The sequence below is a fragment of the Streptomyces sp. NBC_01232 genome (assembly GCF_035989885.1).
Lineage (GTDB): Bacteria > Actinomycetota > Actinomycetes > Streptomycetales > Streptomycetaceae > Streptomyces.
The window spans coordinates 2,416,430-2,440,340 of sequence record NZ_CP108518.1 but is presented as its reverse complement, the minus strand read 5'-3'; the positions used below and the strand labels follow the sequence as shown (position 1 = coordinate 2,440,340).

The following is a 23,911-nucleotide window of genomic DNA, read 5'->3' as shown; positions in this document are numbered from 1 at the left end:
CGCGGCGACCGTTGCACTAAAGTGACGCGAACCGGCCGGAGCCCGGCCCTGACCGGCCGCCCGGCCCCCGATGAACACTCCGCGTGCGCGGCGCGTACGTACGGCCCGGCCCTCTCCCGCTCACCGGCCGGCCGGCGCCATCTTCCCCGGCGCCGGCCGCGGATGCGGGGACCCGGTGGTGCGTACGCCTGCCGCGCCGTTATCTGAGAGGGCGCTTTGACTAGCGAGTCCCGACATGTCCCGGTGATGCTCCAGCGGTGCCTGGACCTGTTGGCCCCGGCGCTGGAGAGGCCCGGGGCCGTCGTCGTCGACTGCACCCTCGGCCTCGGCGGCCACAGTGAGGCCCTGCTGACCCGGTTCCCCGAGGCGCACCTGATCGGCCTCGACCGCGACAAGGAGGCCCTGCGGCTCTCCGGCGAGCGGCTCGCGCCCTTCGGCGACCGGGCCACCCTCGTCCACGCGATCTACGCCGACCTCGCCGAGGTCCTGGACGGGCTGCGCATCCCGGCGGTCCAGGGCATCCTCTTCGACCTGGGCGTCTCCTCCATGCAGCTGGACGAGGCCGACCGCGGGTTCGCGTACGCCCAGGACGCGCCGCTGGACATGCGCATGGACCAGACGACGGGCATCAGCGCCGCCGAGGTCCTCAACAGCTACGCGCCGGGCGAGCTCGTCCGGATCCTGCGCCAGTACGGCGAGGAGAAGCAGGCCAAGCGGATCGTGTCCGCGATCGTCCGGGAGCGGGAGAAGGAGCCCTTCGCCAACAGCGCCCGGCTGGTCGAGCTGATCCGCGACTCCCTGCCGCAGGCCGCCAAGCGGACCGGCGGAAACCCGGCGAAGCGAACCTTCCAGGCGCTGCGGATCGAGGTCAACGGGGAGCTCTCGGGCCTGGAGCGGGCCATTCCGGCGGCGGTGGACCGGATCGCGGTCGGCGGCCGCATCGCGGTGCTCTCGTACCACTCGCTGGAGGACCGCCTGGTCAAGCAGGTCTTCGCGGCCGGCGCGACCTCCACGGCCCCGCCCGGCCTGCCGGTGGTCCCGGAGAAGTACCAGCCCAAGCTGAAACTGCTCACGCGCGGAGCCGAACTGCCGACCGAGGAGGAGATCGCCGAGAACCGGCGGGCCGCCCCGGCGAGATTCCGCGGGGTCGAACGCATCCGGGAGGCGCGGCTGTGACCAAGGCCGGGAAGGTCGCCACGCTGACCCGCGGGCAGGCGGCCCGCCTCGGCCGGGCGCTCGGCGGCCGCCCGGCCCGCCCGCGTTCCGGGGGGCAGGCGGCCCGGATGCCGTTCGTCCTGCTGGTCGTGGCCCTGCTCGGCGGCGGCCTGATCAGCCTGCTGCTGCTGAACTCGGCACTCAACGAAGGCTCCTTCCAGCTGTCCAAGCTGAAGAAGGAGACCACCGCCCTCACCGACGAGGAGCAGGCGCTGCAGCGGGACGTGGACGCCCACTCGGCCCCCGACGCGCTCCAGCGCCGTGCGCACGAGCTGGGCCTGGTGCCCGGCGGCAGCCCGGTCTTCATGGGCCCGGACGGCAAGATCTCCGGCAGCGCCGCACCGGCCGAGGCCCCGCCGTCGCCGACCCCGAGCCCGACCGCCCCGGCCGCTCCGCCGGCCGGCCCCGCGGGCGCACCCGCTGCGTCGGCCCCGGCTCCGGGCCAGCCGGCGCCCTCCGCCGCGCCCCCCGCGGCCAGTGGTTCCCCGCAGCCCGACCAGACCCCCGGAAGGTGACGCCGTGATCCACCGTTCCCATCCAGCCCCTCCGGCGTTCGAGGTGCGGGGTCCGGGGCGGAGCCCCGCCGCCCCGGCGGTGGCCGCGTGAGCCCGCAGGAACCGCCCCGGCGGCGGGTGCCCGGTCCGGCCAGAGGAGCAGCCCGGCCCGGCGACCGGGCCAGGGCGGGCGCCCGCCCGGCCTCGCGCCCGGCGACCCGCAGGCCGACGGGCCCCCGCACCCCGCACACGATCCGGCTCGGCAGCCCGCGGCCCCGGCTGCGCCTGGTCGGCGTCGGCCTGACCCTCGTCATGCTGGCCTTCGTGGTCCGCCTGCTCCAGGTGCAGGCCGTCGACGCCTCGGCGTTCTCCGCCGAGGCCTCCAAGAACCGCTACACCAGCGTCAAGCTGGCGGCCGAGCGCGGCGAGATCACCGACCGCAGGGGCGTGGCACTCGCCACCAGCGTCGATGCGTACGACATCACCGCCGACCCGAAGATGTTCACCCCGCAGGACAGCAAGGCCCCGGACGCCCCCCAGCAGGCCGCGGCCCTCCTCGCGCCCATCCTCGGCAAGGACGCCAAGGAGCTCGCCCAGCGGCTGAGCACCAAGAACTCCCGGTACGTCGTCCTCGCCCAGCGCCAGACCCCGCAGGTCTGGAACCAGATCAAGGACCTCAAGCGGGTCTTCGCGGAGAAGGCGCAGGCCGACAAGCGGGGCAACGGCCCCGGCGCCAACGTCCTCGCCGGCGTGTTCAAGGAGACCAGCAGCAAGCGCGTGTACCCGAACGGCGACCTCGCCGCCGGGATACTGGGTTACGTCAACGCCGAGGGCAAGGGCGGCGGCGGTCTGGAGTCCTCCCTCGACAAGAAGCTGTCCGGCAAGGACGGCGAGATCACCTACGCCCAGTCCGGCGGCCGCCAGGTCCCCACGGCCGGCTCCGACGGCAAGCCCGCCGTCCCCGGCGACGACATCGAGCTGACCATCGACCGGGACATCCAGTGGGCGGCGCAGAGCGCCATCGCCGAGCAGGTCCAGAAGTCCGAGGCAGACCGCGGCTACGTCATCGTCCAGGACACCGGCACCGGCGAGATCCTGGCCATGGCCAACGCCCCCGGCTTCGATCCCAACGACCTGACCCGGGCCAGCTCCGCAGCCATGGGCAACGCCGCGCTCCAGGACGTGTACGAGCCCGGCTCCACCGCCAAGGTGATGTCGATGGCCGCCGTGCTCGAAGAGAAGAAGGCCACCCCGGAGACCCGGGTCGAGGTCCCCAACCGACTGCACCGCGGCGACCGGCTGTTCAAGGACGACATCGACCACCCGACCTGGTACCTGACCCTCAACGGGGTCCTCGCCAAGTCCTCCAACATCGGCACCATCCTGGCCACCGGCCAGCTCGGACCCACCCAGCCCGAGGCCAACAAGGTCCTGCACTCCTACCTGACCAAGTTCGGCATCGGCCGGCCCACCGGCCTGAACTACCCCGGCGAGTCCCGCGGCATCCTCGCCGATCCCCAGGACTGGTCGACCTCGCAGCAGTACACGATCCCCTTCGGCCAGGGACTCTCCCTCAACGCCATGCAGGCGGCCTCCGTGTACTCGACCATCGCCAACGGCGGGGTGCGCATCGAGCCGACGCTGGTGCGCCGCACCAAGGGACCCGACGGCCGCTTCACCCCGGCCCCGGCCCCCGAGCGGACCCGCGTGGTCAGCGCGGAGACCGCCAAGACCCTCGCCGCGATGCTCGAATCCGTGGTCGACGACCAGGAGGGCACCGGTACCAAGGCCCGTATCCCCGGCTACCGGGTCGGCGGCAAGACCGGCACCTCCAACCGGGTGGATCCGGCCACCGGCCGCTACAAGGGCTACACCGCCTCGTTCGCCGGATTCGCACCTGCGGACAACCCGCGCATCACCGTCTACTGCGCCATCCAGAACCCCACGAAGGGCAGCTACTTCGGCGGCCAGATCTGCGGCCCCATCTACAAGAAGGTCATGGAGTTCGCGCTCAAGACCCTCCAGGTGGCCCCCACGGGAACCGCACCCGCCGGGCTTCCCGTCACTTATGACGCCGCTCCTCAGCCCGCCCCGCAGCCCAGTCCGCAGCCCGGTCAGTGACCCACAGCCCGGCCGGCCCGCCAGAAAAGCGTGAGGCACCATCCGTGACAACGATCACCCCGAAACCCGGGAACCGTACGACCGGCGAAGCCGAGGCCGGGCCCTCACTTCGCGGGCGGCCCGCCGCGCCCGGTACGCTCACCGCCGTGCCCCACGCTGATCAGCCCAGAACCGCCCAGAAAGCCCCGGCAACGCCGCCGGGAGCGCCCCGGCCCGCGTCCGCCAGCCCGAGCCCGCTGGGCGAGCTGGCCGCCCTGCTGGGCATCCCGGCCCCCGGCGCCGCGCAGATCACCGGCATCACGCACGACTCCCGTGCGGTGCGCCCCGGTGACCTGTACGCGGCTCTGCCGGGAGCCAGGACGCACGGCGCCGACTTCGCCGCCCAGGCGGCCGGCCTCGGCGCCGTCGCCGTGCTGACCGACCCCGCGGGGTCGGAGCGCGCCGCGGCGACCGGCCTGCCGGTCCTGACCGTCGACGATCCGCGCGGCCGGATGGGAGAGCTGGCCGCCGAGATCTACGGACGCCCCGGCGAGGACCTCCTCCAGATCGGCATCACCGGTACCTCCGGCAAGACCACCACGGCGTACCTCGTCGAGGGCGGCCTGCGCGCGGCGGGCCGCAGCACCGGACTGGTCGGCACCGTGGAGATGCGCATCGGGGACGAGCGCATCAAGTCCGAGCGGACCACCCCCGAGGCCACCGACCTCCAGGCCCTCTTCGCGGTCATGCGCGAACGCGGGGTCGAGGCCGTGGCCATGGAGGTCTCCAGCCACGCGCTCGTGCTCGGCCGGGTCGACGGCTGCGTCTTCGACGTCGCCGTCTTCAACAACCTGAGCCCGGAGCACATGGAGTTCCACTCCGACATGGAGGACTACTTCCAGGCCAAGGCGGGGCTGTTCACCGCCCGCCGGGCCCGCCTGGGCGTGCTCAACCTCGACGACGAGTACGGCCGCCGCCTGGCCAAGGAGGCGACGATCCCGGTCGTCACCTTCTCCGCCGCGGGCGACCCGGCCGCCGACTGGCGTGCCGAGGACGTGGTCTTCGGACCGGCGAGCTCCACCCTGACCCTGCTGGGCCCCGACGGACAGCGCGTACGGGCCACCGCGCCGCTGCCCGGCCCGTTCAACGTCGCCAACACCGTCGCCGCGATCGTCACGCTCGCCGCCGCCGGCCTCGACCCGCAGACCGCCGCCGACGGCGTCGCCGCGGTCCCCGGGGTCCCCGGCCGGCTGGAGCGGGTGGACGCGGGACAGCCGTACCTCGCCGTCGTCGACTACGCGCACAAGACGGACGCCGTGGAATCGGTGCTGCGCGCGCTGCGCGAGGTCACCGAGGGCAAGCTGCACATCGTGCTCGGCTGCGGCGGCGACCGTGACACCACCAAGCGCGGCCCGATGGGCGCCGCGGCCGCCCGGTACGCCGACGTGGCCGTCCTGACCTCGGACAACCCGCGCTCCGAGGACCCTCTCGCGATCCTCGCCGCGATGTTCGAGGGTGCCGTGTCCGTACCGGCCGCGGAGCGGGGCACGGTCCTGGTCGACGCCGACCGGGCCGAGGCCATCGCCGCAGCCGTCGCCCGCGCCCGGCCCGGCGACACCGTGCTGGTGGCCGGCAAGGGCCACGAGCAGGGCCAGGACACCGCCGGTGTCGTACGTCCCTTCGACGACCGCACGGTGCTCCGTGCCGCGATCGAGCACCAGGCCGTGCTCGACCGAACGACCCAGGTCCGACAGGCCGAGGTGAACCAGTGATCGCCCTTTCCCTGGCCGAGATCGCCGACATCACCGGCGGGCGGCCCCATGACATACCGGATACGTCCGTCCAGGTCACCGGTCCCGTGGTCTACGACTCCCGTGAGGTCCGGGCCGGCAGCCTGTTCGCCGCCTTCGTCGGCGAGCGGGTCGACGGCCACGACTATGCCGAACGCGCGGTGTCCGCCGGCGCCGTGGGCGTCCTCGCGACCCGGCCCGTCGGCGTGCCGGCCATCGTCGTCCCCGATGTGGTGGCCGCCCTCGGAGCACTCGCCCGGGCCGTGGTCACCCGCCTGGGAACCGACGTCGTGGCCCTCACCGGGTCCGCCGGCAAGACCTCCACCAAGGACCTGATCGCGCAGGTGCTGCAGCACCACGCGCCGACCGTGTGGACCCCCGGGAACCTCAACAACGAGATCGGCCTGCCGATCACGACGCTGCGCGTCACCGAGGACACCCAGCACCTGGTCCTGGAGATGGGCGCCCGCGGCATCGGCCACATCCGCTACCTCACCGGACTGACGCCCCCGCGCATCGGTCTGGTCCTCAACGTCGGCACCGCCCACATCGGCGAGTTCGGCGGCCGCGAGCAGATCGCGCAGGCCAAGGGGGAGCTCGTCGAGGCCCTGCCGGCCGAGGCGGAGGGCGGCGTCGCCGTCCTCAACGCCGATGACCTGCTGGTTCGCGAGATGGCCGCGCGCACGAAGGCCCGTACGGTCCTCTTCGGAGAGGCCGAGGACGCCGAAATCCGGGCCACCGAAGTCCGCATGACGGACAGGGGGCAGGCTTCCTTCACACTGCACACACCGACCGGGTGCAGTGACGTGACCTTGCGGCTGTACGGTGAGCACCACGTGTCGAACGCGCTCGCCGCGGCCGCCGTCGCTCATGTCCTGGGCATGTCCGCACAGGAGATCGCCACGGCGCTCTCCGGGGCGGGCACGCTGTCCCGGTGGCGGATGGAGGTCACCGAGCGGGCGGACGGTGTGACGATCGTCAACGACGCCTACAACGCGAACCCCGAGTCCATGCGGGCCGCACTGCGCGCGCTTGCCGCGATGGGCGGTGCCGGCAGGGCGAACGGGGGGCGCACGTGGGCGGTGCTCGGCCCGATGGCCGAGCTCGGAGACGACGCTCTCGCCGAGCACGACGCGGTCGGACGTCTTGTCGTCCGGCTCAACGTGAGCAAGCTCGTCGCAGTCGGGGGCAGGGAAGCATCCTGGCTGCAACTGGGCGCATATAACGAGGGTTCGTGGGGTGAGGAGTCGGTGCACGTGTCCGACGCGCAGGCGGCTGTCGACCTGTTGCGCAGTGAACTGCGCCCGGGTGACGTCGTGCTGGTGAAGGCTTCCAGGTCGGCCGGTCTGGAGCGGGTGGCCCAGGGCCTTCTCGACAGCACTGTCGAGGGCGAGGTCGCCGACCGATGAGGCAGATTCTGTTCGCCGGCGTCATCGGCATGTTCCTCACCGTCGTCGGCACCCCGCTGCTGATCAAGCTGCTGGCCCGCAAGGGCTACGGCCAGTTCATCCGCGACGACGGCCCCCGCGGCCACGCCGGGAAGAAGGGCACGCCCACCATGGGCGGTATCTCCTTCATCCTGGCGACGCTCATCGCGTACGCCCTGACGAAGATCCTCACCGGCAGCGAACCGAGCTTCTCGGGCCTGCTCGTGCTGTTCCTGATGGCGGGCATGGGCCTCGTCGGGTACCTGGACGACTACATCAAGATCGTCAAGAGGCGTTCGCTGGGTCTGAGGGCCAAGGCGAAGATGTCCGGCCAGCTGATCGTCGGCATCGCCTTCGCGGTGCTGGCCCTCCAGTTCAAGGACTCGCGCGGGCTCACCCCGGCCTCCACCAGGCTGTCCTTCGTCACGGACTTCGGCTGGTCGATCGGACCGGTGCTGTTCGTGGTCTGGGCGCTGTTCATGATCCTGGCGATGTCCAACGGCGTGAACCTCACCGACGGCCTGGACGGTCTCGCGACCGGCGCCGCCGTGATGGTCTTCGGCGCCTACACCTTCATCGGCGTCTGGCAGTTCCAGGAGTCCTGCGCCTTCGCCGCCGACCTCACGAACCCGAACGCCTGCTTCGAGGTACGAGATCCCCTCGACCTCGCCGTGGTCGCCTCCGCCCTCATGGGCGCCTGCTTCGGCTTCCTGTGGTGGAACACCTCGCCCGCCAAGATCTTCATGGGTGACACCGGCTCGCTCGCCCTCGGCGGCGCACTCGCGGGCCTCGCCATCTGCTCCCGCACGGAGTTCCTGATGGCGCTCCTCGGCGGCCTGTTCGTGCTCATCACGATGTCGGTCGTCATCCAGGTCGGTTCCTTCAAGATGACCGGCAAGCGCGTCTTCCGGATGGCACCGCTGCAGCACCACTTCGAACTCAAGGGCTGGTCCGAGGTCCTCGTCGTCGTCCGCTTCTGGATCATCCAGGGCATGTGCGTGATCGTGGGTCTCGGTCTCTTCTACGCGGGATGGGCAGCCGACAAGTGACGTCCTGGCAGGACAAGAACATCACCGTCGCCGGTCTCGGCGTGAGCGGCATCAGTGCCGCCCGCGCCCTGGCCGGCCTCGGCGCATCGGTGACCGTCGTCGACGGCGGCGACAGCGAGGGCCACCGGGCCCGCGCCGCCGAACTGGGCGAGCTGGGCATCAGCGTGCGCCTCGGGGACGCCGAAACCCTGCCCGAGGGCACCGAGCTGGTCGTCACCTCGCCCGGCTGGAAGCCCGACAGCCCCCTGTTCGAGGCCGCCGCCGCGGCCGGTGTGGACGTGGTCGGCGACGTCGAGATCGCCTGGCTGCTGCGCGAGGTCGGCCAGGAGCGCCGGGCCGCCGCGGCCGGCGGAGCCCCGAGGGCCGCTGCGCCCTGGCTCGCCATCACCGGCACCAACGGCAAGACCACGACCACGCAGATGCTGGCGTCGATCCTGAGGGCAGCGGGCCTGCGCACCGCAGCCGTCGGCAACATCGGCACCCCGATCATCGATGTGGTGCTCGGCGAGGAGGAGTACGACGTCCTCGCCGTCGAACTCTCCAGCTACCAGCTGCACTGGGCGCCCTCGCTGCGCGTCCACTCGGCGGCCGTGCTCAACCTGGCCCCGGACCACCTCGACTGGCACGGCTCGATGGAGGCGTACGCCGCCGACAAGGGCCGGATCTACGAGGGCAACACGGTGGCCTGCGTCTACAACGTCGCCGACCCGGCCACCGAGGGCCTGGTCGTGGAGGCCGACGTCGAAGAGGGCTGCCGGGCCATCGGTTTCACCCTCGGCGCCCCCGGCCCCTCCATGCTCGGCATCGTCGACGGCATCCTCGTCGACCGGGCCTTCGTGGAGAACCGGCAGAAGAACGCCCAGGAGCTCGCCGAGGTCAAGGACGTCAACCCGCCGGCCCCGCACAACATCGCCAACGCGCTCGCCGCCGCAGCCCTGGCCCGCGCCTTCGGCGTCGAGCCGCGCGCGGTCCGCGACGGGCTGCGCGACTTCCGCCCGGACGCCCACCGCGTCGCGTACGTGGACGAGATCGGCTCGGTCACCTACATCGACGACTCCAAGGCCACCAACACGCACGCGGCCGAGGCCTCGCTCGCGGCCTTCGAGCCGGTCGTCTGGATCGCCGGCGGTCTCGCCAAGGGCGCGACCTTCGACGAGCTCGTCACGAAGTCCGCGAAGCGGCTGCGCGGCGCCGTGCTGATCGGCGCCGACCGGGCGCTGATCGCCGAGGCGCTGGCGCGACACGCGCCCGAGGTCCCGGTCGTCGACCTCGACCGGACCGACACTGGGGCGATGCTCGCAGCGGTCCGGGAAGCCGCCGCGCTCGCCGAGCCCGGCGACACGGTCCTGCTGGCACCTGCCTGCGCCTCGATGGACATGTTCGCGAACTACAACAAGCGTGGGGACGCATTCGCCGACGCGGTGCGCGAACTGGCCGCCGAGAACGCTGCGGACACGGCCTAGGCCGGGGGCTCCGGGACAGGTTCCCTCCGGCCGGCTGCTCGCCTCGTACGAGTGGAGGGGAAGATCACAGATGCCGGCCAAGCAGATGCTGCCGGGGCGGCGGCCGTCCGCCGTCAAGGCGCAGGGCCGCAAACGCCCCGCGGTGAGTTCGAAGCGGCCCGCCGGGCGCGGGCCGCTGGCCCGGCTGCGCCGTACGCAGCGGCAGTTGGAGAAGGCGTGGGACCGCCCGCTCACTGCCTATTACCTGATTTTCGGCAGTTCGCTGCTCATCACCGTGCTCGGTCTGGTGATGGTGTACTCCGCCTCGATGATCAAGGCCCTCCAGCTCGGCCTCGGCGACGCGTACTTCTTCAAGAAGCAGTTCCTCGCCGCCCTCATCGGCGGCGTACTCCTGCTGGCCGCTTCCCGGATGCCGGTCAAACTGCACCGGGCGCTTTCCTATCCGGTGCTCGCCGGCACGCTCTTCCTGATGGTCCTGGTCCAGGTCCCGGGGATAGGCGTCTCGATCAACGGCAACCAGAACTGGATCTCCCTCGGCGGTCCGTTCATGCTCCAGCCCAGCGAGTTCGGCAAGCTGGCACTGATCCTGTGGGGCGCCGACCTGCTGGCGCGCAAGGGCGACAAGGGGCTGCTGAGCCAGTGGAAGCACCTGCTGGTCCCGCTGGTCCCGGTGGCCTTCCTGCTGCTCGGGCTGATCATGCTGGGCGGGGACATGGGCACCGCGATGATCCTCGGCGCCATCCTGTTCGGACTGCTCTGGCTGGCCGGGGCCCCGACCCGGATGTTCGTCGGGGTGCTCGTCTTCGCGGGTGCGATCGTCGCACTGCTCATCAAGACGAGCCCGCACCGGATGGACCGGCTGGAATGCCTCGGTGCGACAGAACCGGGCAAGAACGACCTTTGCTGGCAGGCCGTTCACGGGATCTACGCCCTCGCATCGGGCGGCTGGTTCGGTTCCGGCCTCGGTGCAAGTGTGGAAAAATGGGGGCAACTACCCGAAGCCCACACCGACTTCATCTTCGCCATCACCGGGGAGGAACTGGGTCTGGCGGGGACGCTGTCGGTGCTCGCCCTGTTCGCGGCTCTAGGCTATGCGGGTATCCGCGTGGCCGGACGCACGGAGGATTCCTTCGTACGGTTTGCCGCGGGAGGTGTGACCACCTGGATCACGGCCCAGGCCGTGATCAACATCGGTGCGGTACTCGGCCTGCTGCCGATCGCCGGAGTCCCGCTCCCGCTGTTCTCCTACGGGGGGTCGGCCCTGCTCCCGACCATGTTCGCGGTCGGACTGCTCATCGCCTTCGCGCGAGAGGAACCGGCGGCGCGCGCGGCCCTCGCGATGCGACAGCCGAAGACCGGCTGGTGGCGGACCGGGGTGAGATGGAAGTCGATGAGACGGCGCGTCAAGAAGCGTCCGTCCGGAGAGCGGTGAATTTCGGTGCATGTCGTACTCGCCGGTGGGGGGACCGCCGGCCACATCGAGCCGGCGCTCGCCCTCGCGGACGCCCTGCGCAGGCAGGACCCTTCAGTGGGCATCACCGCCCTCGGCACGGAGCGCGGACTTGAGACCCGCCTGGTGCCGGAACGCGGGTACGAGCTGGGACTGATCCCCGCCGTGCCGCTGCCCCGCAAGCCGACCCCGGAACTGATCACCGTCCCCGGACGGCTGCGCGGCACCATCAAGGCCGCGGAGGAGATCCTCCTGCGCACCAAGGCCGACTGCGTCGTCGGATTCGGCGGCTACGTGGCCCTGCCCGGCTACCTCGCGGCCAAGCGGCTCGGGGTGCCGATCATCGTCCACGAGGCCAACGCCCGGCCCGGACTGGCCAACAAGATCGGCTCCCGGTACGCGCACGCCGTCGCGGTCTCCACCCCCGACAGCAAGCTGCGCGGGGCCCGCTACGTGGGCATCCCGCTGCGCCGCTCCATCTCCACCCTCGACCGGGCCGCCGTCCGCCCCGAGGCGCGCGCCGCCTTCGGCCTGGACCCCAACCTGCCCACGCTGCTGGTCTCCGGCGGCTCGCAGGGCGCCCGCCGCCTCAACGAGACGATCCAGCAGGTCGCGCCGACCCTCCAGCGCTCCGGGATCCAGATCCTGCACGCCGTCGGACCGAAGAACGAACTGCCGCGTGTCGACAACATGCCCGGGATGCCGCCGTATGTGCCGGTACCGTACGTGGACCGGATGGATCTCGCGTACGCCGCCGCCGACATGATGCTGTGCCGCGCGGGCGCGATGACCGTCGCCGAACTCTCCGCCGTCGGGCTTCCCGCCGCCTACGTCCCGTTGCCGATCGGCAACGGCGAACAGCGGCTCAACGCCCAGCCGGTGGTCAAGGCCGGCGGCGGCCTGCTCGTGGACGACGCGGAACTGACGCCCGACTGGGTGCTGGGCCAGATCCTCCCGGTGCTGTCCGACCCGCACCGCCTGTACGAGATGTCCCGCGCCGCCGGTGAGTTCGGCCGCCGGGACGCCGACGAGCTCCTGGTCGGCATGGTCTACGAGGCGATCGCGGCCCACAGGTCCCGCTGAGGCGGGTAGCGCAGACGCAGGAGGCACAGGAGTGGCCGGAGGGACGACCGCACAGCGCGGGACACCGTTTTCTGATCGGTCCGGCCCGTCTGCCCGCAAGGGCAGCGGCGCTCCCAGGCCACCGAAGGGCCCCAAAGGCCCCAAGGTCCCGAAGGGTTCCGAGCCGGCGAAGGGACCCCGCCCACAGGGCCCCGGTGCACGCCTGCGCCGGGGCCCCGTGCTGGCGTCCCTGGCCGCCGCCGTGTTCCTCGTGGGAGGCGGCACCTGGGTGCTCTACGGCTCCTCCTGGCTGCGCGTGGAGAAGGTCGCCGCCACCGGCATGGACGTGCTCACCTCCGAGCAGGTCCTCGGCGCCGCGGCGGTCCCGGTCGGCGCCCCCCTGATGAGCGTCGACACCGAGGAGATCGAGGGCCGCGTCCGCGGCAGGCTGCCCCGCATCGACACGGTCGACGTGGTGCGCGCCTGGCCGCACGGCATCGGTCTGAAAGTGACGGAACGCAAACCCGTCCTGCTCATCAAAAAGGGCGCCAACTTCGTCGAAGTGGACGCATCGGGTGTGCGATTCGACACGGTTCCGAAAGCACCCGCGGGTGTTCCGGTCCTCGAATTGAACGCCGGTCGATCGCCGAGCGCCCGCCGCTTCGACGAGGAGCGGCTGCTGCACGAGGCCGTTCTCGTCGCGGGCGCCCTCCCGGAGTCGATCGCCAAGGAAACCGTGCAGGTCAAGGTGGGTTCCTATGATTCGGTGGTCCTGGAGCTCACCCGGGGGCGGTCCGTGACGTGGGGGAGCGGTGAACAGAGCGATGCGAAGGGGCGTGCTTTGAACGCTTTGTTGAAAGCCGCGCCCAAGGCTGTTCACTTCGACGTGAGCGTCCCCACCGCCCCTGCTGCGTCCGGGAGTTGACGTCCGGTCCAACAGCGGCGCACCCTGGTTGGCCAGCGATACGGGTGATCACATAGGGTGAAAAGAAAAACGGGAGGTTCGGCGTGTTCGTTGAACACGCGCTACTTGTCGACTTAGTGTCCTGTTCGGAAGAGTCCGAGGAACAGACACACCCCTAACCCTAAACTTCAGGGTGAGGGTTCGGGTCGGCGTGTTCGGACCGTCCCTATTTCGGCATCAGTCGTCGCAACGCAGGCCCGCGAGGCGGCGACACGTAACTCGAGGCGAGAGGCCTTCGACGTGGCAGCACCGCAGAACTACCTCGCAGTCATCAAGGTCATCGGTGTCGGCGGCGGTGGTGTCAATGCCATCAACCGAATGATCGAGGTCGGTCTCAAGGGCGTCGAGTTCATCGCCATCAACACGGACGCCCAGGCGCTGTTGATGAGCGACGCCGACGTCAAGCTCGACGTCGGCCGTGAACTCACCCGTGGCCTCGGCGCCGGCGCCAACCCGGCCGTCGGTCGCAAGGCGGCAGAGGACCACCGCGAGGAGATCGAGGAGGTCCTCAAGGGGGCCGACATGGTCTTCGTCACCGCCGGTGAGGGCGGCGGCACCGGCACGGGCGGCGCACCTGTCGTCGCCAACATCGCGCGCTCGCTCGGCGCCCTGACGATCGGTGTGGTCACCCGGCCGTTCACCTTCGAGGGCCGGCGTCGCGCGAACCAGGCGGAGGACGGCATCGCCGAGCTCCGCGAAGAGGTCGACACCCTCATCGTCATCCCCAACGACCGACTGCTGTCCATCTCGGACCGCCAGGTCAGCGTGCTGGACGCCTTCAAGTCGGCCGACCAGGTCCTGCTGTCCGGCGTCCAGGGCATCACCGACCTCATCACCACCCCGGGTCTGATCAACCTCGACTTCGCCGACGTCAAGTCCGTGATGTCCGAGGCGGGCTCGGCCCTGATGGGCATCGGCTCGGCCCGCGGCGACGACCGCGCGGTGGCCGCGGCCGAGATGGCGATCTCCTCGCCGCTGCTGGAGGCGTCCATCGACGGCGCCCGTGGCGTGCTGCTCTCCATCTCCGGTGGCTCGGACCTCGGTCTCTTCGAGATCAACGAGGCCGCGCAGCTGGTCAGCGAGGCCGCGCACCCCGAGGCGAACATCATCTTCGGCGCCGTCATCGACGACGCGCTCGGCGACGAGGTACGGGTCACCGTCATCGCCGCCGGGTTCGACGGCGGACAGCCCCCGGCCCGCCGGGACAACGTCATCGGCGCCGCGTCCACCAAGCGCGAGGAGCCGGCACCGGCTCCGGTCCGTGCCGCCGAGCCGGTCCGCCCGGCCTTCGGCGGTCTCGGCTCGGTCACCCCGCGCGAGGAGCCCCCGGCTCCGGTCGAGGCGGCCCCGGTCGAGGTCCAGGCCCCCGCGCCGCAGGTCCCCACGGCCCGGCCGTACCAGGACAGCCCGGCCGAGGAGCTGGATGTCCCGGACTTCTTGAAGTGACACCAGAGCAGCATCACGTGGGCGGCGCCCACTTCGCCTTCACCGACCGGTGGGGCGGAGTGAGCGCCGTTCCGTACGAGGAGCTCAATCTCGGCGGCGCGGTCGGAGACGACCCGGCCGCCGTTCTCGCGAACCGGGCACGGGCGGCGAAGTCCCTGGGGCTGGCGCCGGACCGGGTGGTCTGGATGAACCAGGTGCACGGCCGGGACGTGGCGGTCGTGGACGGTCCCTGGGGAGCGGACGCGGAGGTCCCCGCGGTGGACGCGGTGGTGACCGCCCGTCGCGGGCTCGCCCTCGCGGTCCTCACCGCCGACTGCACGCCGGTCCTGCTGGCCGACCCGGTCGCCGGGGTCGTCGCGGCCGCCCACGCCGGGCGGCCGGGACTGGTCGCGGGGGTGGTGCCCGCCGCCGTGGAGGCGATGGTCGCCCTGGGGGCCGAGCCCGGACGGATCGTGGCCCGTACGGGACCGGCGGTCTGCGGGCACTGCTACGAGGTGCCGGCCGACATGCGGGAGGCGGTGGCCGAAGTGGTGCCCGCCGCCCGGGCCGAGACGAGCTGGGGGACACCGGCGGTCGACGTGGTCGCGGGAGTGCACTCCCAGCTCGCGGGGGTGGGGGTGGTGAACACCGGCCGTTCCCCGGTCTGCACACTGGAGTCGCGGGACCACTTCTCGTACCGCCGCGACCGGGTGACCGGCCGCCTTGCCGGATATGTCTGGTTGACAGAGCTTTCCCGGGGGGAGACCCCCGGACCCCCGGGGGAAAAGAAGAATGACGGATCGTAAGTCGGAGCTCGCCGAGAACCTGGCGCGGGTGGAGGAACGTATCTCGTCCGCCTGCGCGGCGGCGGGGCGGGGGCGGGACGAGGTGACGCTCATCGTGGTCACCAAGACCTACCCCGCGAGCGACGTACGACTGCTGGCGGACCTGGGTGTCCGTCATGTTGCGGAGAATCGTGACCAGGACGCCGCCCCCAAGGCCGCGGCCTGCGCGGATCTGCCGCTCAGCTGGCACTTCGTCGGTCAGTTGCAGACGAACAAAGTCCGTTCCGTGGCGGGATACGCGCAAGTGGTGCAGTCGGTCGACCGACCGAAACTCGTGACCGCCCTCTCGGCGGCCGCGGTGAGCGCCGGCCGGGAACTCGGGTGCCTCGTGCAGATCGCCCTCGACGCCGAGTCGGGGGAGCGCGGGACCCGCGGCGGCGCGGCGCCGGAGCAGCTCGCGGAGTTGGCGGACCTCGTCGCCGGGGCCCCGGGACTGCGCTTCGACGGCCTGATGACGGTCGCTCCGCTGTCCGGCCGGTACGCGGGACGCGAACAGGCCGCTTTCGAGCGGTTGATGGAATTGTCATCCCGCGTGCGCGTGGACCATCCGGCTGCCACGATGGTGTCGGCCGGGATGAGCGCAGACCTGGAACAGGCCGTGGCGGCCGGTGCGACACATGTACGCGTCGGCACTGCGGTACTCGGCGCGAGACCCCGGCTCGGGTAACGTCGCGAAGAAAGTCGGACCACAGCAGAAAATATGGTCATTCCCGCTGATGGGCGGGCAGACCAAGTGGATCGCGGGCAGTTGGTGACATTCGTGACACGGCGGCACCTGCGACAGGGCGATCCACCACAGAGCGGAGGACTCGGAGAATGGCCGGCGCGATGCGCAAGATGGCGGTCTACCTCGGCCTCGTGGAGGACGACCGGTACGACAACCCGGGGTACGACCCCGACGACGAGTTCGAGCCCGAGCCGGAGATGGAGCGGGCTCGGGAACGGGATCGCCGACAGCAGCCCGTGCACCAATCGCCCGTATCGGACGAACCGGTACGAGCCGTACAGCCTCCGGCGCAGCGTGAACCCATCCCAATTCCGGTGGAAAACGGACGTCCTGCGCGAATCGCCCCCGTGGCATCCATCACACCTGATCGCACGAACCTGGAGAAGAACGCCCCCGTGATCATGCCCAAGGTCGTCTCCGAGCGGGAGCCGTACCGCATCACGACGCTGCACCCCCGGACCTACAACGAGGCCCGTACCATCGGGGAACACTTCCGTGAGGGCACTCCGGTGATCATGAATCTCACGGAGATGGACGACACGGATGCGAAGCGTCTCGTGGACTTCGCCGCCGGACTCGTCTTCGGTCTGCACGGCAGCATTGAACGCGTGACACAGAAGGTGTTCCTGCTGTCGCCTGCTAACGTCGATGTCACGGCGGAGGACAAGGCCCGCATCGCGGAGGGCGGGTTCTTCAACCAAAGCTAGACCGATCCGTCAGACACGGGGCCGGGAACAGAACGTAGAACGGGGAGAGGGAAGCGCGGGATGGGCGTCGCACTGCAAGTGGTCTACATCGCGCTGATGTGCTTCCTCATCGTGCTGATCTTCCGACTGGTCATGGACTATGTGTTCCAGTTCGCACGTTCATGGACACCCGGCAAGGCGATGGTGGTCGTTCTGGAGGCCACCTACACTGTCACCGATCCACCGCTCAAGCTTCTTCGGCGGGCCATTCCGCCGTTGCGTCTCGGGGGCGTGGCACTCGACCTGTCCTTCTTCGTTCTGATGATCATCGTTTACATCCTCATCAGTTTCGTGAGCACCGCTGCGAGAAGCGTGTGAACGATGAGCTCCCCCGCACGCGCGGGGACAGTCCCGATACGGTCCTGCCGACTGCCGACGACTACGTAGAGGTGAAGAAGACATGCCGCTGACTCCCGAGGACGTGCGGAACAAGCAGTTCACGACCGTCCGCCTTCGAGAAGGCTACGACGAGGACGAGGTCGACGCCTTCCTCGACGAGGTTGAGTCCGAACTGACGCGCCTGCTGCGCGAGAACGAGGACCTGCGCGCCAAGCTGGCCGCCGCTACGCGTGCCGCCGCGCAGAACCAGCAGCAGCAGGGCATGCGCAAGCCTGAGCCCCAGGACCAGCGCGGCCCCGGCGCCCCCGTGCCCGCGGCCATATCCGGCCCGCCGCAGCAGCAGCAGCCGCAGATGGGCCCGCCGCAGCTCCCGGGCGGCCCGCCGCAGCTCCCGGCCGGTCCCGGCGGAAACGGACCGCAGGGTCCGGGCCCGATGGGCGGCCCCATGCAGCAGCACCCCATGGGCGGACCGCAGGGCATGGGCCAGCCCATGCAGCAGCAGTCGATGGGCGGCCAGAACCCCCTCGGCCAGCAGATGCAGCCCATGGGGCAGCAGATGCAGCCCATGGGCCAGCAGATGCAGCAGATGGGGCAGCAGATGCAGCCCATGCAGCAGATGCACCAGCAGCAGCCGCAGCTTCCGCAGCAGGGCCCCGGTGGCGACAGCGCCGCCCGCGTCCTGTCGCTGGCGCAGCAGACCGCCGACCAGGCGATCGCGGAGGCCCGCTCCGAGGCCAACAAGATCGTCGGCGAGGCCCGGTCGCGCGCCGAGGGCCTGGAGCGGGACGCCCGCGCCAAGGCCGACGCGCTGGAGCGGGACGCGCAGGAGAAGCACCGCGTCGCGATGGGCTCCCTGGAGTCCGCCCGCGCCACACTGGAGCGCAAGGTCGAGGACCTGCGGGGCTTCGAGCGTGAGTACCGCACGCGTCTGAAGTCGTACCTCGAGTCCCAGCTGCGTCAGCTGGAGACCCAGGCCGACGACTCCCTGGCCCCGCCGCGTGGGCCGGCCGGTCCCGCGCTTCCGCCGTCGCCGTCCCCCTCGATGGCTCCGGCCGGTGCGATGGGCCACTCCATGGGCGGTCCCTCGATGGGTGGCCCGTCCCCCATGGGCGGTCCCTCCCCGATGGGCGCCGGTCCGTCCTACGGCGGCCAGCAGCAGATGTCCCCGGCGATGACCCAGCCGATGGCTCCGGTGCGGCCGGCCGCGCCGCAGCCGATGCAGGCGCCGTCGCCGATGCGGGGCTTCCTGATCGACGAGGACGACAACTAGGCGCCGCCGCCGTTCTGCGGTCGGCAGCCGCGCTCTACGGGCCGGGCCCGGTTCCCCTTCGGGGGCACCGGGCCCGGCCCGTTCTGCTGCCCGCGTGCGTCGCCGTCGCAGGGGCTCCGCCCCCGAGCCCCCGCGCCTCAAACGCCGGCGAGGCTGAAAGACCGGGGCTCCGCCCCGAACCCCGCTCCTGGGGGATCCAGCCTCGCCGGCGTTTGAGGCGCAGGTCCGGGCGGAGCCCGGGAAACGGCGGGGCAGACGGAAGCGGCCCGTACCTCCCGGCGAGGGGAGGTACGGGCCGCTCGGGGCCGGGTTACGCCTTGCGGAGGCGGAACGTCAGGCCGAGGGGCTCGTCCGTGAACGGGTCACCGTAGGCCGCATCGGCATCGCCGGACGCGAAGTCCGTGGCGAGGACCTCGTCCGCGATCAGGCCCGCGTGGTCCGTGAGGGCCGTGACGACCTCCGGGTCCGCCGAGGACCACCGCAGCGCGATGCGGTCGGCCACATCGAGGCCGGAGTTCTTCCGGGCCTCCTGGATCAGGCGGATCGCGTCACGGGCCAGGCCCGCCAGCCGCAGCTCCGGCGTGATCTCCAGGTCCAGGGCGACCGTCGCGCCCGAGTCGGACGCCACCGACCAGCCCTCGCGCGGGGTCTCCGTGATGATGACCTCCTCCGGAGAGAGGGAGATCTCCTCACCGTTCAGCGAGATCACCGCCGAGCCCGACCGCAGGGCCAGGGACAGCGCCGCCGCGTCGGCCGCGGCCACCGCCTTCGCCACGTCCTGGACGCCCTTGCCGAAGCGCTTGCCCAGCGCCCGGAAGTTCGCCTTCGCCGTCGTGTCCACCAGGGACCCGCCGACCTCCGAGAGGGAGGCCAGGGAGGAGACGTTCAGCTCCTCCGTGATCTGCGAGTGCAGCTCGGGGGAGAGGGACTCGAAGCCCGAGACCGCGACCAGCGCGCGCGACAGCGGCTGGCGGGTCTTGACGCCGGACTCGGCGCGCGTCGCCCGGCCCAGCTCCACCAGCCGGCGGACCAGCTGCATCTGCTGGGACAGGGCCGGGTCGATCGCCGCCCGGTCCGCCACCGGCCACGACGACAGGTGCACCGACTCGGGGGCGTCCGGGGTCACCGGGACGACCATGTCCTGCCACACCCGCTCCGTGATGAACGGGGTCAGCGGGGCGAGGAGCCGGGTGACCGTCTCCACCACGTCGTGGAGGGTGCGCAGCGCGGCCGCGTCGCCCTGCCAGAAGCGGCGGCGCGAGCGGCGGACGTACCAGTTCGACAGGTCGTCCACGAAGGCGGAGAGGAGCTTGCCCGCGCGCTGGGTGTCGTACGACTCCATCGCCTCGGTGACCTCGGCGACGAGCGTGTGGAGCTCGGAGAGCAGCCACCGGTCGAGGACCGTGCGGTCGGCCGGGGCCGGGTCGGAGGCGGACGGCGCCCAGTTCGACGTACGGGCGTACAGGGCCTGGAAGGCCACCGTGTTCCAGTACGTGAGGAGGGTCTTGCGGACGACCTCCTGGATCGTGCCGTGGCCCACGCGACGGGCCGCCCACGGGGAGCCGCCGGCCGCCATGAACCAGCGCACGGCGTCGGCGCCGTGCGTGTCCATGAGCTGGATCGGCTCCAGGGTGTTGCCCAGGTGCTTGGACATCTTGCGGCCGTCCTCGGCGAGGATGTGGCCCAGGCAGACCACGTTCTCGTAGGAGGACTTGTCGAAGACGAGGGTGCCGACCGCCATCAGCGTGTAGAACCAGCCGCGCGTCTGGTCGATGGCCTCCGAGATGAACTGCGCCGGGTAGCGCTTCTCGAAGATCTCCTTGTTCTTGTGCGGGTAGCCCCACTGCGCGAACGGCATCGAGCCCGAGTCGTACCAGGCGTCGATGACCTCCGGCACGCGGACCGAGGGCAGGGAGCAGCCCTCGTGGGTGCAGGTGAAGGTCACGTCGTCGATGTACGGACGGTGCGGGTCCAGGTTCGACTGGTCGGTGCCCGTCAGGTCCGACAGCTCCGCGAGCGAGCCGACGCAGGTGAGGTGGTTCTCCTCACAGCGCCAGATCGGCAGCGGGGTGCCCCAGTAACGGTTGCGGGAGAGCGCCCAGTCGATGTTGTTGTTCAGCCAGTCGCCGAAGCGGCCCTGCTTGACGGAGTCCGGGAACCAGTTGGTCTTCTCGTTCTCCCGCAGCATCGCGTCCTTGACGGCGGTGGTGCGGATGTACCAGGACGGCTGCGCGTAGTAGAGCAGGGCCGTGTGGCAGCGCCAGCAGTGCGGGTAGCTGTGCTCGTAGGCGATGTGCTTGAAGAGCAGGCCGCGCGCGTCGAGGTCGGCGGTCAGCTTCTCGTCGGCCTTCTTGAAGAAGACGCCGCCGACCATCGGGACCTCCTCCTCGAAGGTGCCGTCGGGGCGGACCGGGTTCACGACGGGCAGGCCGTACGCGCGGCAGACCGCGAGGTCGTCGGCGCCGAAGGCGGGGGACTGGTGGACCAGACCGGTGCCGTCCTCGGTCGTGACGTACTCGGCGTTCACGACGTAGTGGGCCTCGGCCGGGAACTCCACGAGGGAGAAGGGGCGCTCGTACGTCCAGCGCTCCATCTCCTTGCCCGTGAAGGTCCGGCCGGTGGCCTCCCAGCCCTCGCCGAGGGACTTCTCGAGCAGCGGCTGGGCGACGACCAGCTTCTCTTCACCATTGGTCGCGACGACGTACGTGACCTCGGGGTGCGCGGCCACGGCCGTGTTGGACACCAGGGTCCACGGGGTCGTCGTCCAGACCAGCAGCGCCGCCTCGCCGGCGAGGGGGCCGGAGGTCAGCGGGAAGCGGACGTAGACGGAGGGGTCGACGACCGTTTCGTAGCCCTGGGCGAGCTCGTGGTCGGACAGGCCGGTGCCGCAGCGGGGGCACCAGGGGGCGACGCGGTGGTCCTGGGTGAGCAGGCCCTTGTTGAAGATCTCCTTCAGCGACCACCACACGGACTCGACGTACTCGGGGTCCATGGTCCGGTAGGCGTCGTCCAGGTCGACCCAGTAGCCCATCCGGGTCGTGAGCTCGGTGAACGCGTCGGTGTGGCGGGTCACGGACTCGCGGCACTTGGCATTGAACTCGCCGATGCCGTACGCCTCGATGTCCTGCTTGCCGTTGAAGCCCAGCTCCTTCTCGACGGCGAGCTCGACGGGCAGGCCGTGGCAGTCCCAGCCGGCCTTGCGGGCCACGTGGTAGCCGCGCATGGTGCGGAAGCGGGGGAAGACGTCCTTGAAGACGCGGGCCTCGATGTGGTGCGCGCCGGGCATGCCGTTCGCGGTGGGCGGGCCCTCGTAGAAGACCCACTCGGGGCGGCCCTCGGACTGCTCCAGGGTCTTGGCGAAGGTCTTGCTCTCGCGCCAGAAGTCGAGGACGGCGTGCTCGAGGGCAGGCAGGTCGACCTGGGCGGGTACCGGGCGGTACTGCGGCGGTGTGGTCATGAGGCTGAACTCTTCCTCCGGCGGGGTGTCACTTCCGTCCGGAGGGACGAGAGCCGTTCCTGGGAATCCAGGACGCCTTGCTCCCGCGGTACCACCCTCCTTGGCCGCCGGACGGATCCGGTGGCCCCCTCATTGGGGTGCGAAGCCGGTTCTACTCGCCGTACGGGGATGCCGTGCGGGCTTTCTTCCGGCGGCTCAGGGGTGATCCTTCACATCGCGCTCGCCCCCGGGCTCTCACCGTCCCCGGGTCGCTCCTGGCTGCGTACGACGCTACTCGTCCCCGTCCATGCCTTTCGCTGGGCCCAGTGTACGGGCCCGCAGGGCGCGCGGCAGACCGGTTTTCGGGGGCCCGTGCGGGGGCCGACGCCCCGGCGTGGCGGGGGCGCGCGCAGGGTCCGCACGGGACCACGGCGTGACCCGAATGGGCCTGCGCAGCCGCTTGCGGATCGGGTGGGGCGGGAGTGGCGGATTACCGGGGCTCCTGATGGGCACAACGGATGCAGGTTGACCTCGATGGATGCGTGCCCCGTTGCCGCGGGGCCGGTGTCGATTTATCGTTCCGGCACGATTCGCGAGCAAAGATCACAGTATGTGAAGGGGCCGCGGCCATGGTGGCGAAGAAGACCGCCGGGAGTACTGCCAAGAAGGCTGTCGGGAAGGCCGCCGGGAAGGCGGAGGGCTCCGAGGAAGCGGCTCCCGCCAAGAAGGCGGCCGCTGCCCGGAAGACCGCTGCCGGCGCGTCGGCTCCGGACGGGAAGGCGACCGCCGTCAAGAAGACGACCGCCGTCGAGAAGCGGACGGCCACGGCCAAGAAGGCCGCGGCCGAGGGGGCGGCGCACGCCGCGAAGAAGACGGGAGTCCGGAAAGTGGTTGCCAAGAAGAGCGCAGGTACGGCGAGGAAGACGGCCGCGGCCGCCACCAGCGGGCTCCCCAAGGCACGGGCCACGGCGGCCCTGGCCCCGGGCGAGCTCGCCGTACGGCCCGGGGAGGACCCCTGGACCCCCAAGGAGGTCGAGGACGCCCGTACGGAGCTCCTGTCGGAGGTGCTGCGGCTGCGGGCCGAGCTCGACGCCTCCGAGGTGGCCATCTCCGGCCTCATGCGGGACTCCGGGGACGGTGCGGGCGACGATCAGGCCGATACGGGCACCAAGAACATCACCCGGGAGTCCGAGCTGGCCCTCGCGGCGAACGCCAGCTCGATGCTGGAGCAGACCGAGCGGGCCCTGGAACGGCTGGAGGCGGGCACGTACGGGCTCTGCGAGAGCTGTGGGCAGCCCATCGGCAAGGCCAGGATGCAGGCCTTCCCGCGGGCCACGCTGTGCGTGGACTGCAAGCAGAAGCAGGAACGGCGCCACTAGCTGGTGTCCTGCCGGGTCCGGCGGGCCCGGCAGGCGGGTCCCGGCCGGATTCGGGGAGGTGGGGCAGGCGGTCCGCGGGGGCCCTGACGTACCCTCGTGTCCGTCAGGGTCCAGGAGGAGCCTGTTCGAGCTAGTTCGAGGGACTCACGTGGCAGAGGCGGAGCGCATCATCGGTACGCCGGAGGTCGGGGACGACGCCCAGCCGGAGTCCGCCGGGCCCAAGGGGCGCCGGCGGATCGCGGCTCTGCTCGTCGTGGCGGTCCTCGCCTACCTGATCGACCTCGGCACCAAGATGCTGGTCGTGGCGAAGCTGGAGCACCAGCCGCCGATCGAGATCATCGGTGACCTGCTGAGGTTCGAGGCGGTCCGCAACCCGGGCGCCGCCTTCGGCTTCGGCGAGGCCTTCACCATCATCTTCACCTGCATCGCGGCCTCCGTGATCGTGGTGATCGTGCGGCTGGCCCGCAAGCTCTACAGCCTGCCGTGGGCGATCGCGCTCGGCCTGCTGCTGGGCGGTGCGCTGGGCAACCTGACCGACCGGATCTTCCGTTCGCCGGGCGTGTTCCGGGGTGCGGTCGTCGACTTCATCGCGCCGGCCCACTTCGCCGTCTTCAACATCGCCGACTCGGCGATCGTGTGCGGCGGCATCCTGATCGTCCTGCTGTCCTTCAAGGGTCTGGACCCGGACGGGACCGTCCACAAGGACTGATCGCGGGACGGCCCGTCCGCC

Annotated in this window: 19 protein-coding genes; 18 read left to right on the top strand and 1 reads right to left on the bottom strand. The window is 71.1% G+C overall.

Features of this window, described 5'->3' with window-relative positions; genetic code table 11:
- The first annotated feature begins 246 nt into the window (after positions 1–246).
- The 16 genes from rsmH to OG444_RS11400 all read left to right on the top strand — a co-directional run bounded on the left by rsmH (position 247) and on the right by OG444_RS11400 (position 18,366).
- On the top strand, positions 247–1,176 hold the full coding sequence (gene rsmH / locus OG444_RS11475; protein WP_329102898.1) for a 16S rRNA (cytosine(1402)-N(4))-methyltransferase RsmH: 930 nt from the start codon (positions 247–249) through the stop codon (positions 1,174–1,176).
- Positions 1,173–1,730: a hypothetical protein gene (locus OG444_RS11470; protein WP_383197805.1), complete on the top strand. Its 558-nt coding sequence runs from the start codon at positions 1,173–1,175 to the stop codon at positions 1,728–1,730. Before rsmH ends, OG444_RS11470 begins: the two co-directional genes overlap by 4 nt.
- Positions 1,731–1,817: 87 nt before the next feature.
- On the top strand, positions 1,818–3,830 hold the full coding sequence (locus OG444_RS11465; RefSeq protein ID WP_327262062.1) for a peptidoglycan D,D-transpeptidase FtsI family protein: 2,013 nt from the start codon (positions 1,818–1,820) through the stop codon (positions 3,828–3,830).
- A 44-nt stretch (positions 3,831–3,874) separates the two neighbouring features.
- Entirely contained in the window at positions 3,875–5,581 is a 1,707-nt protein-coding gene (locus OG444_RS11460; protein ID WP_327262061.1) for a UDP-N-acetylmuramoyl-L-alanyl-D-glutamate--2,6-diaminopimelate ligase, read from the top strand.
- Positions 5,578–7,008: a UDP-N-acetylmuramoyl-tripeptide--D-alanyl-D-alanine ligase gene (locus OG444_RS11455; protein ID WP_327262060.1), complete on the top strand. Its 1,431-nt coding sequence runs from the start codon at positions 5,578–5,580 to the stop codon at positions 7,006–7,008. Before OG444_RS11460 ends, OG444_RS11455 begins: the two co-directional genes overlap by 4 nt.
- A complete protein-coding gene (gene mraY, locus OG444_RS11450) occupies positions 7,005–8,075 on the top strand; it encodes a phospho-N-acetylmuramoyl-pentapeptide-transferase (RefSeq protein ID WP_327262059.1) in 1,071 nt (356 codons plus the stop codon). Before OG444_RS11455 ends, mraY begins: the two co-directional genes overlap by 4 nt.
- Positions 8,057–9,538, top strand: coding sequence for a UDP-N-acetylmuramoyl-L-alanine--D-glutamate ligase (gene murD / locus OG444_RS11445; RefSeq protein WP_327262058.1), 1,482 nt, complete (start codon positions 8,057–8,059; stop codon positions 9,536–9,538). Before mraY ends, murD begins: the two co-directional genes overlap by 19 nt.
- A 70-nt stretch (positions 9,539–9,608) precedes the next feature.
- On the top strand, positions 9,609–10,970 hold the full coding sequence (ftsW, locus tag OG444_RS11440) for a putative lipid II flippase FtsW (RefSeq protein ID WP_327262057.1): 1,362 nt from the start codon (positions 9,609–9,611) through the stop codon (positions 10,968–10,970).
- 6 nt (positions 10,971–10,976) lie between these two features.
- The gene (murG, locus tag OG444_RS11435) at positions 10,977–12,071 is read left to right on the top strand and encodes an undecaprenyldiphospho-muramoylpentapeptide beta-N-acetylglucosaminyltransferase (RefSeq protein ID WP_327262056.1); all 1,095 of its coding nucleotides are present in this window, start codon (positions 10,977–10,979) and stop codon (positions 12,069–12,071) included.
- 31 nt (positions 12,072–12,102) lie between these two features.
- Positions 12,103–12,975, top strand: a complete 873-nt coding sequence (locus tag OG444_RS11430) for a cell division protein FtsQ/DivIB (RefSeq protein WP_405788583.1) — start codon at positions 12,103–12,105, stop codon at positions 12,973–12,975.
- Between the two features lie 279 nt (positions 12,976–13,254).
- Positions 13,255–14,460 (top strand): cell division protein FtsZ, encoded by a 1,206-nt coding sequence (ftsZ, locus tag OG444_RS11425; RefSeq protein ID WP_030385574.1) that lies wholly within the window; start codon positions 13,255–13,257, stop codon positions 14,458–14,460.
- Positions 14,461–14,477: 17 nt separating this feature from the next.
- Positions 14,478–15,245 carry a peptidoglycan editing factor PgeF gene (gene pgeF / locus OG444_RS11420; protein ID WP_327262054.1) on the top strand — a complete coding sequence of 256 codons (768 nt, stop codon included), beginning with the start codon at positions 14,478–14,480 and terminating at the stop codon, positions 15,243–15,245.
- Positions 15,232–15,951: a YggS family pyridoxal phosphate-dependent enzyme gene (locus tag OG444_RS11415; protein ID WP_327262053.1), complete on the top strand. Its 720-nt coding sequence runs from the start codon at positions 15,232–15,234 to the stop codon at positions 15,949–15,951. Before pgeF ends, OG444_RS11415 begins: the two co-directional genes overlap by 14 nt.
- A gap of 149 nt (positions 15,952–16,100) precedes the next feature.
- The gene (locus OG444_RS11410; protein WP_030031797.1) at positions 16,101–16,718 is read left to right on the top strand and encodes a cell division protein SepF; all 618 of its coding nucleotides are present in this window, start codon (positions 16,101–16,103) and stop codon (positions 16,716–16,718) included.
- 60 nt (positions 16,719–16,778) lie between these two features.
- The gene (locus tag OG444_RS11405; protein ID WP_030385571.1) at positions 16,779–17,075 is read left to right on the top strand and encodes a YggT family protein; all 297 of its coding nucleotides are present in this window, start codon (positions 16,779–16,781) and stop codon (positions 17,073–17,075) included.
- Between the two features lie 82 nt (positions 17,076–17,157).
- The gene (locus OG444_RS11400; protein WP_327262052.1) at positions 17,158–18,366 is read left to right on the top strand and encodes a DivIVA domain-containing protein; all 1,209 of its coding nucleotides are present in this window, start codon (positions 17,158–17,160) and stop codon (positions 18,364–18,366) included.
- Between the two features lie 310 nt (positions 18,367–18,676).
- Here OG444_RS11400 and ileS read toward each other — a convergent pair whose 3' ends face one another.
- Entirely contained in the window at positions 18,677–21,823 is a 3,147-nt protein-coding gene (ileS, locus tag OG444_RS11395; RefSeq protein WP_327262051.1) for an isoleucine--tRNA ligase, read from the bottom strand.
- Between the two features lie 608 nt (positions 21,824–22,431).
- Here ileS and OG444_RS11390 point away from each other — a divergent pair.
- Both OG444_RS11390 and lspA read left to right on the top strand, forming a co-directional pair.
- Positions 22,432–23,181, top strand: a complete 750-nt coding sequence (locus tag OG444_RS11390) for a TraR/DksA family transcriptional regulator (protein WP_327262050.1) — start codon at positions 22,432–22,434, stop codon at positions 23,179–23,181.
- 148 nt (positions 23,182–23,329) lie between these two features.
- On the top strand, positions 23,330–23,890 hold the full coding sequence (gene lspA / locus OG444_RS11385; protein WP_327262049.1) for a signal peptidase II: 561 nt from the start codon (positions 23,330–23,332) through the stop codon (positions 23,888–23,890).
- Positions 23,891–23,911 lie beyond the last annotated feature (21 nt).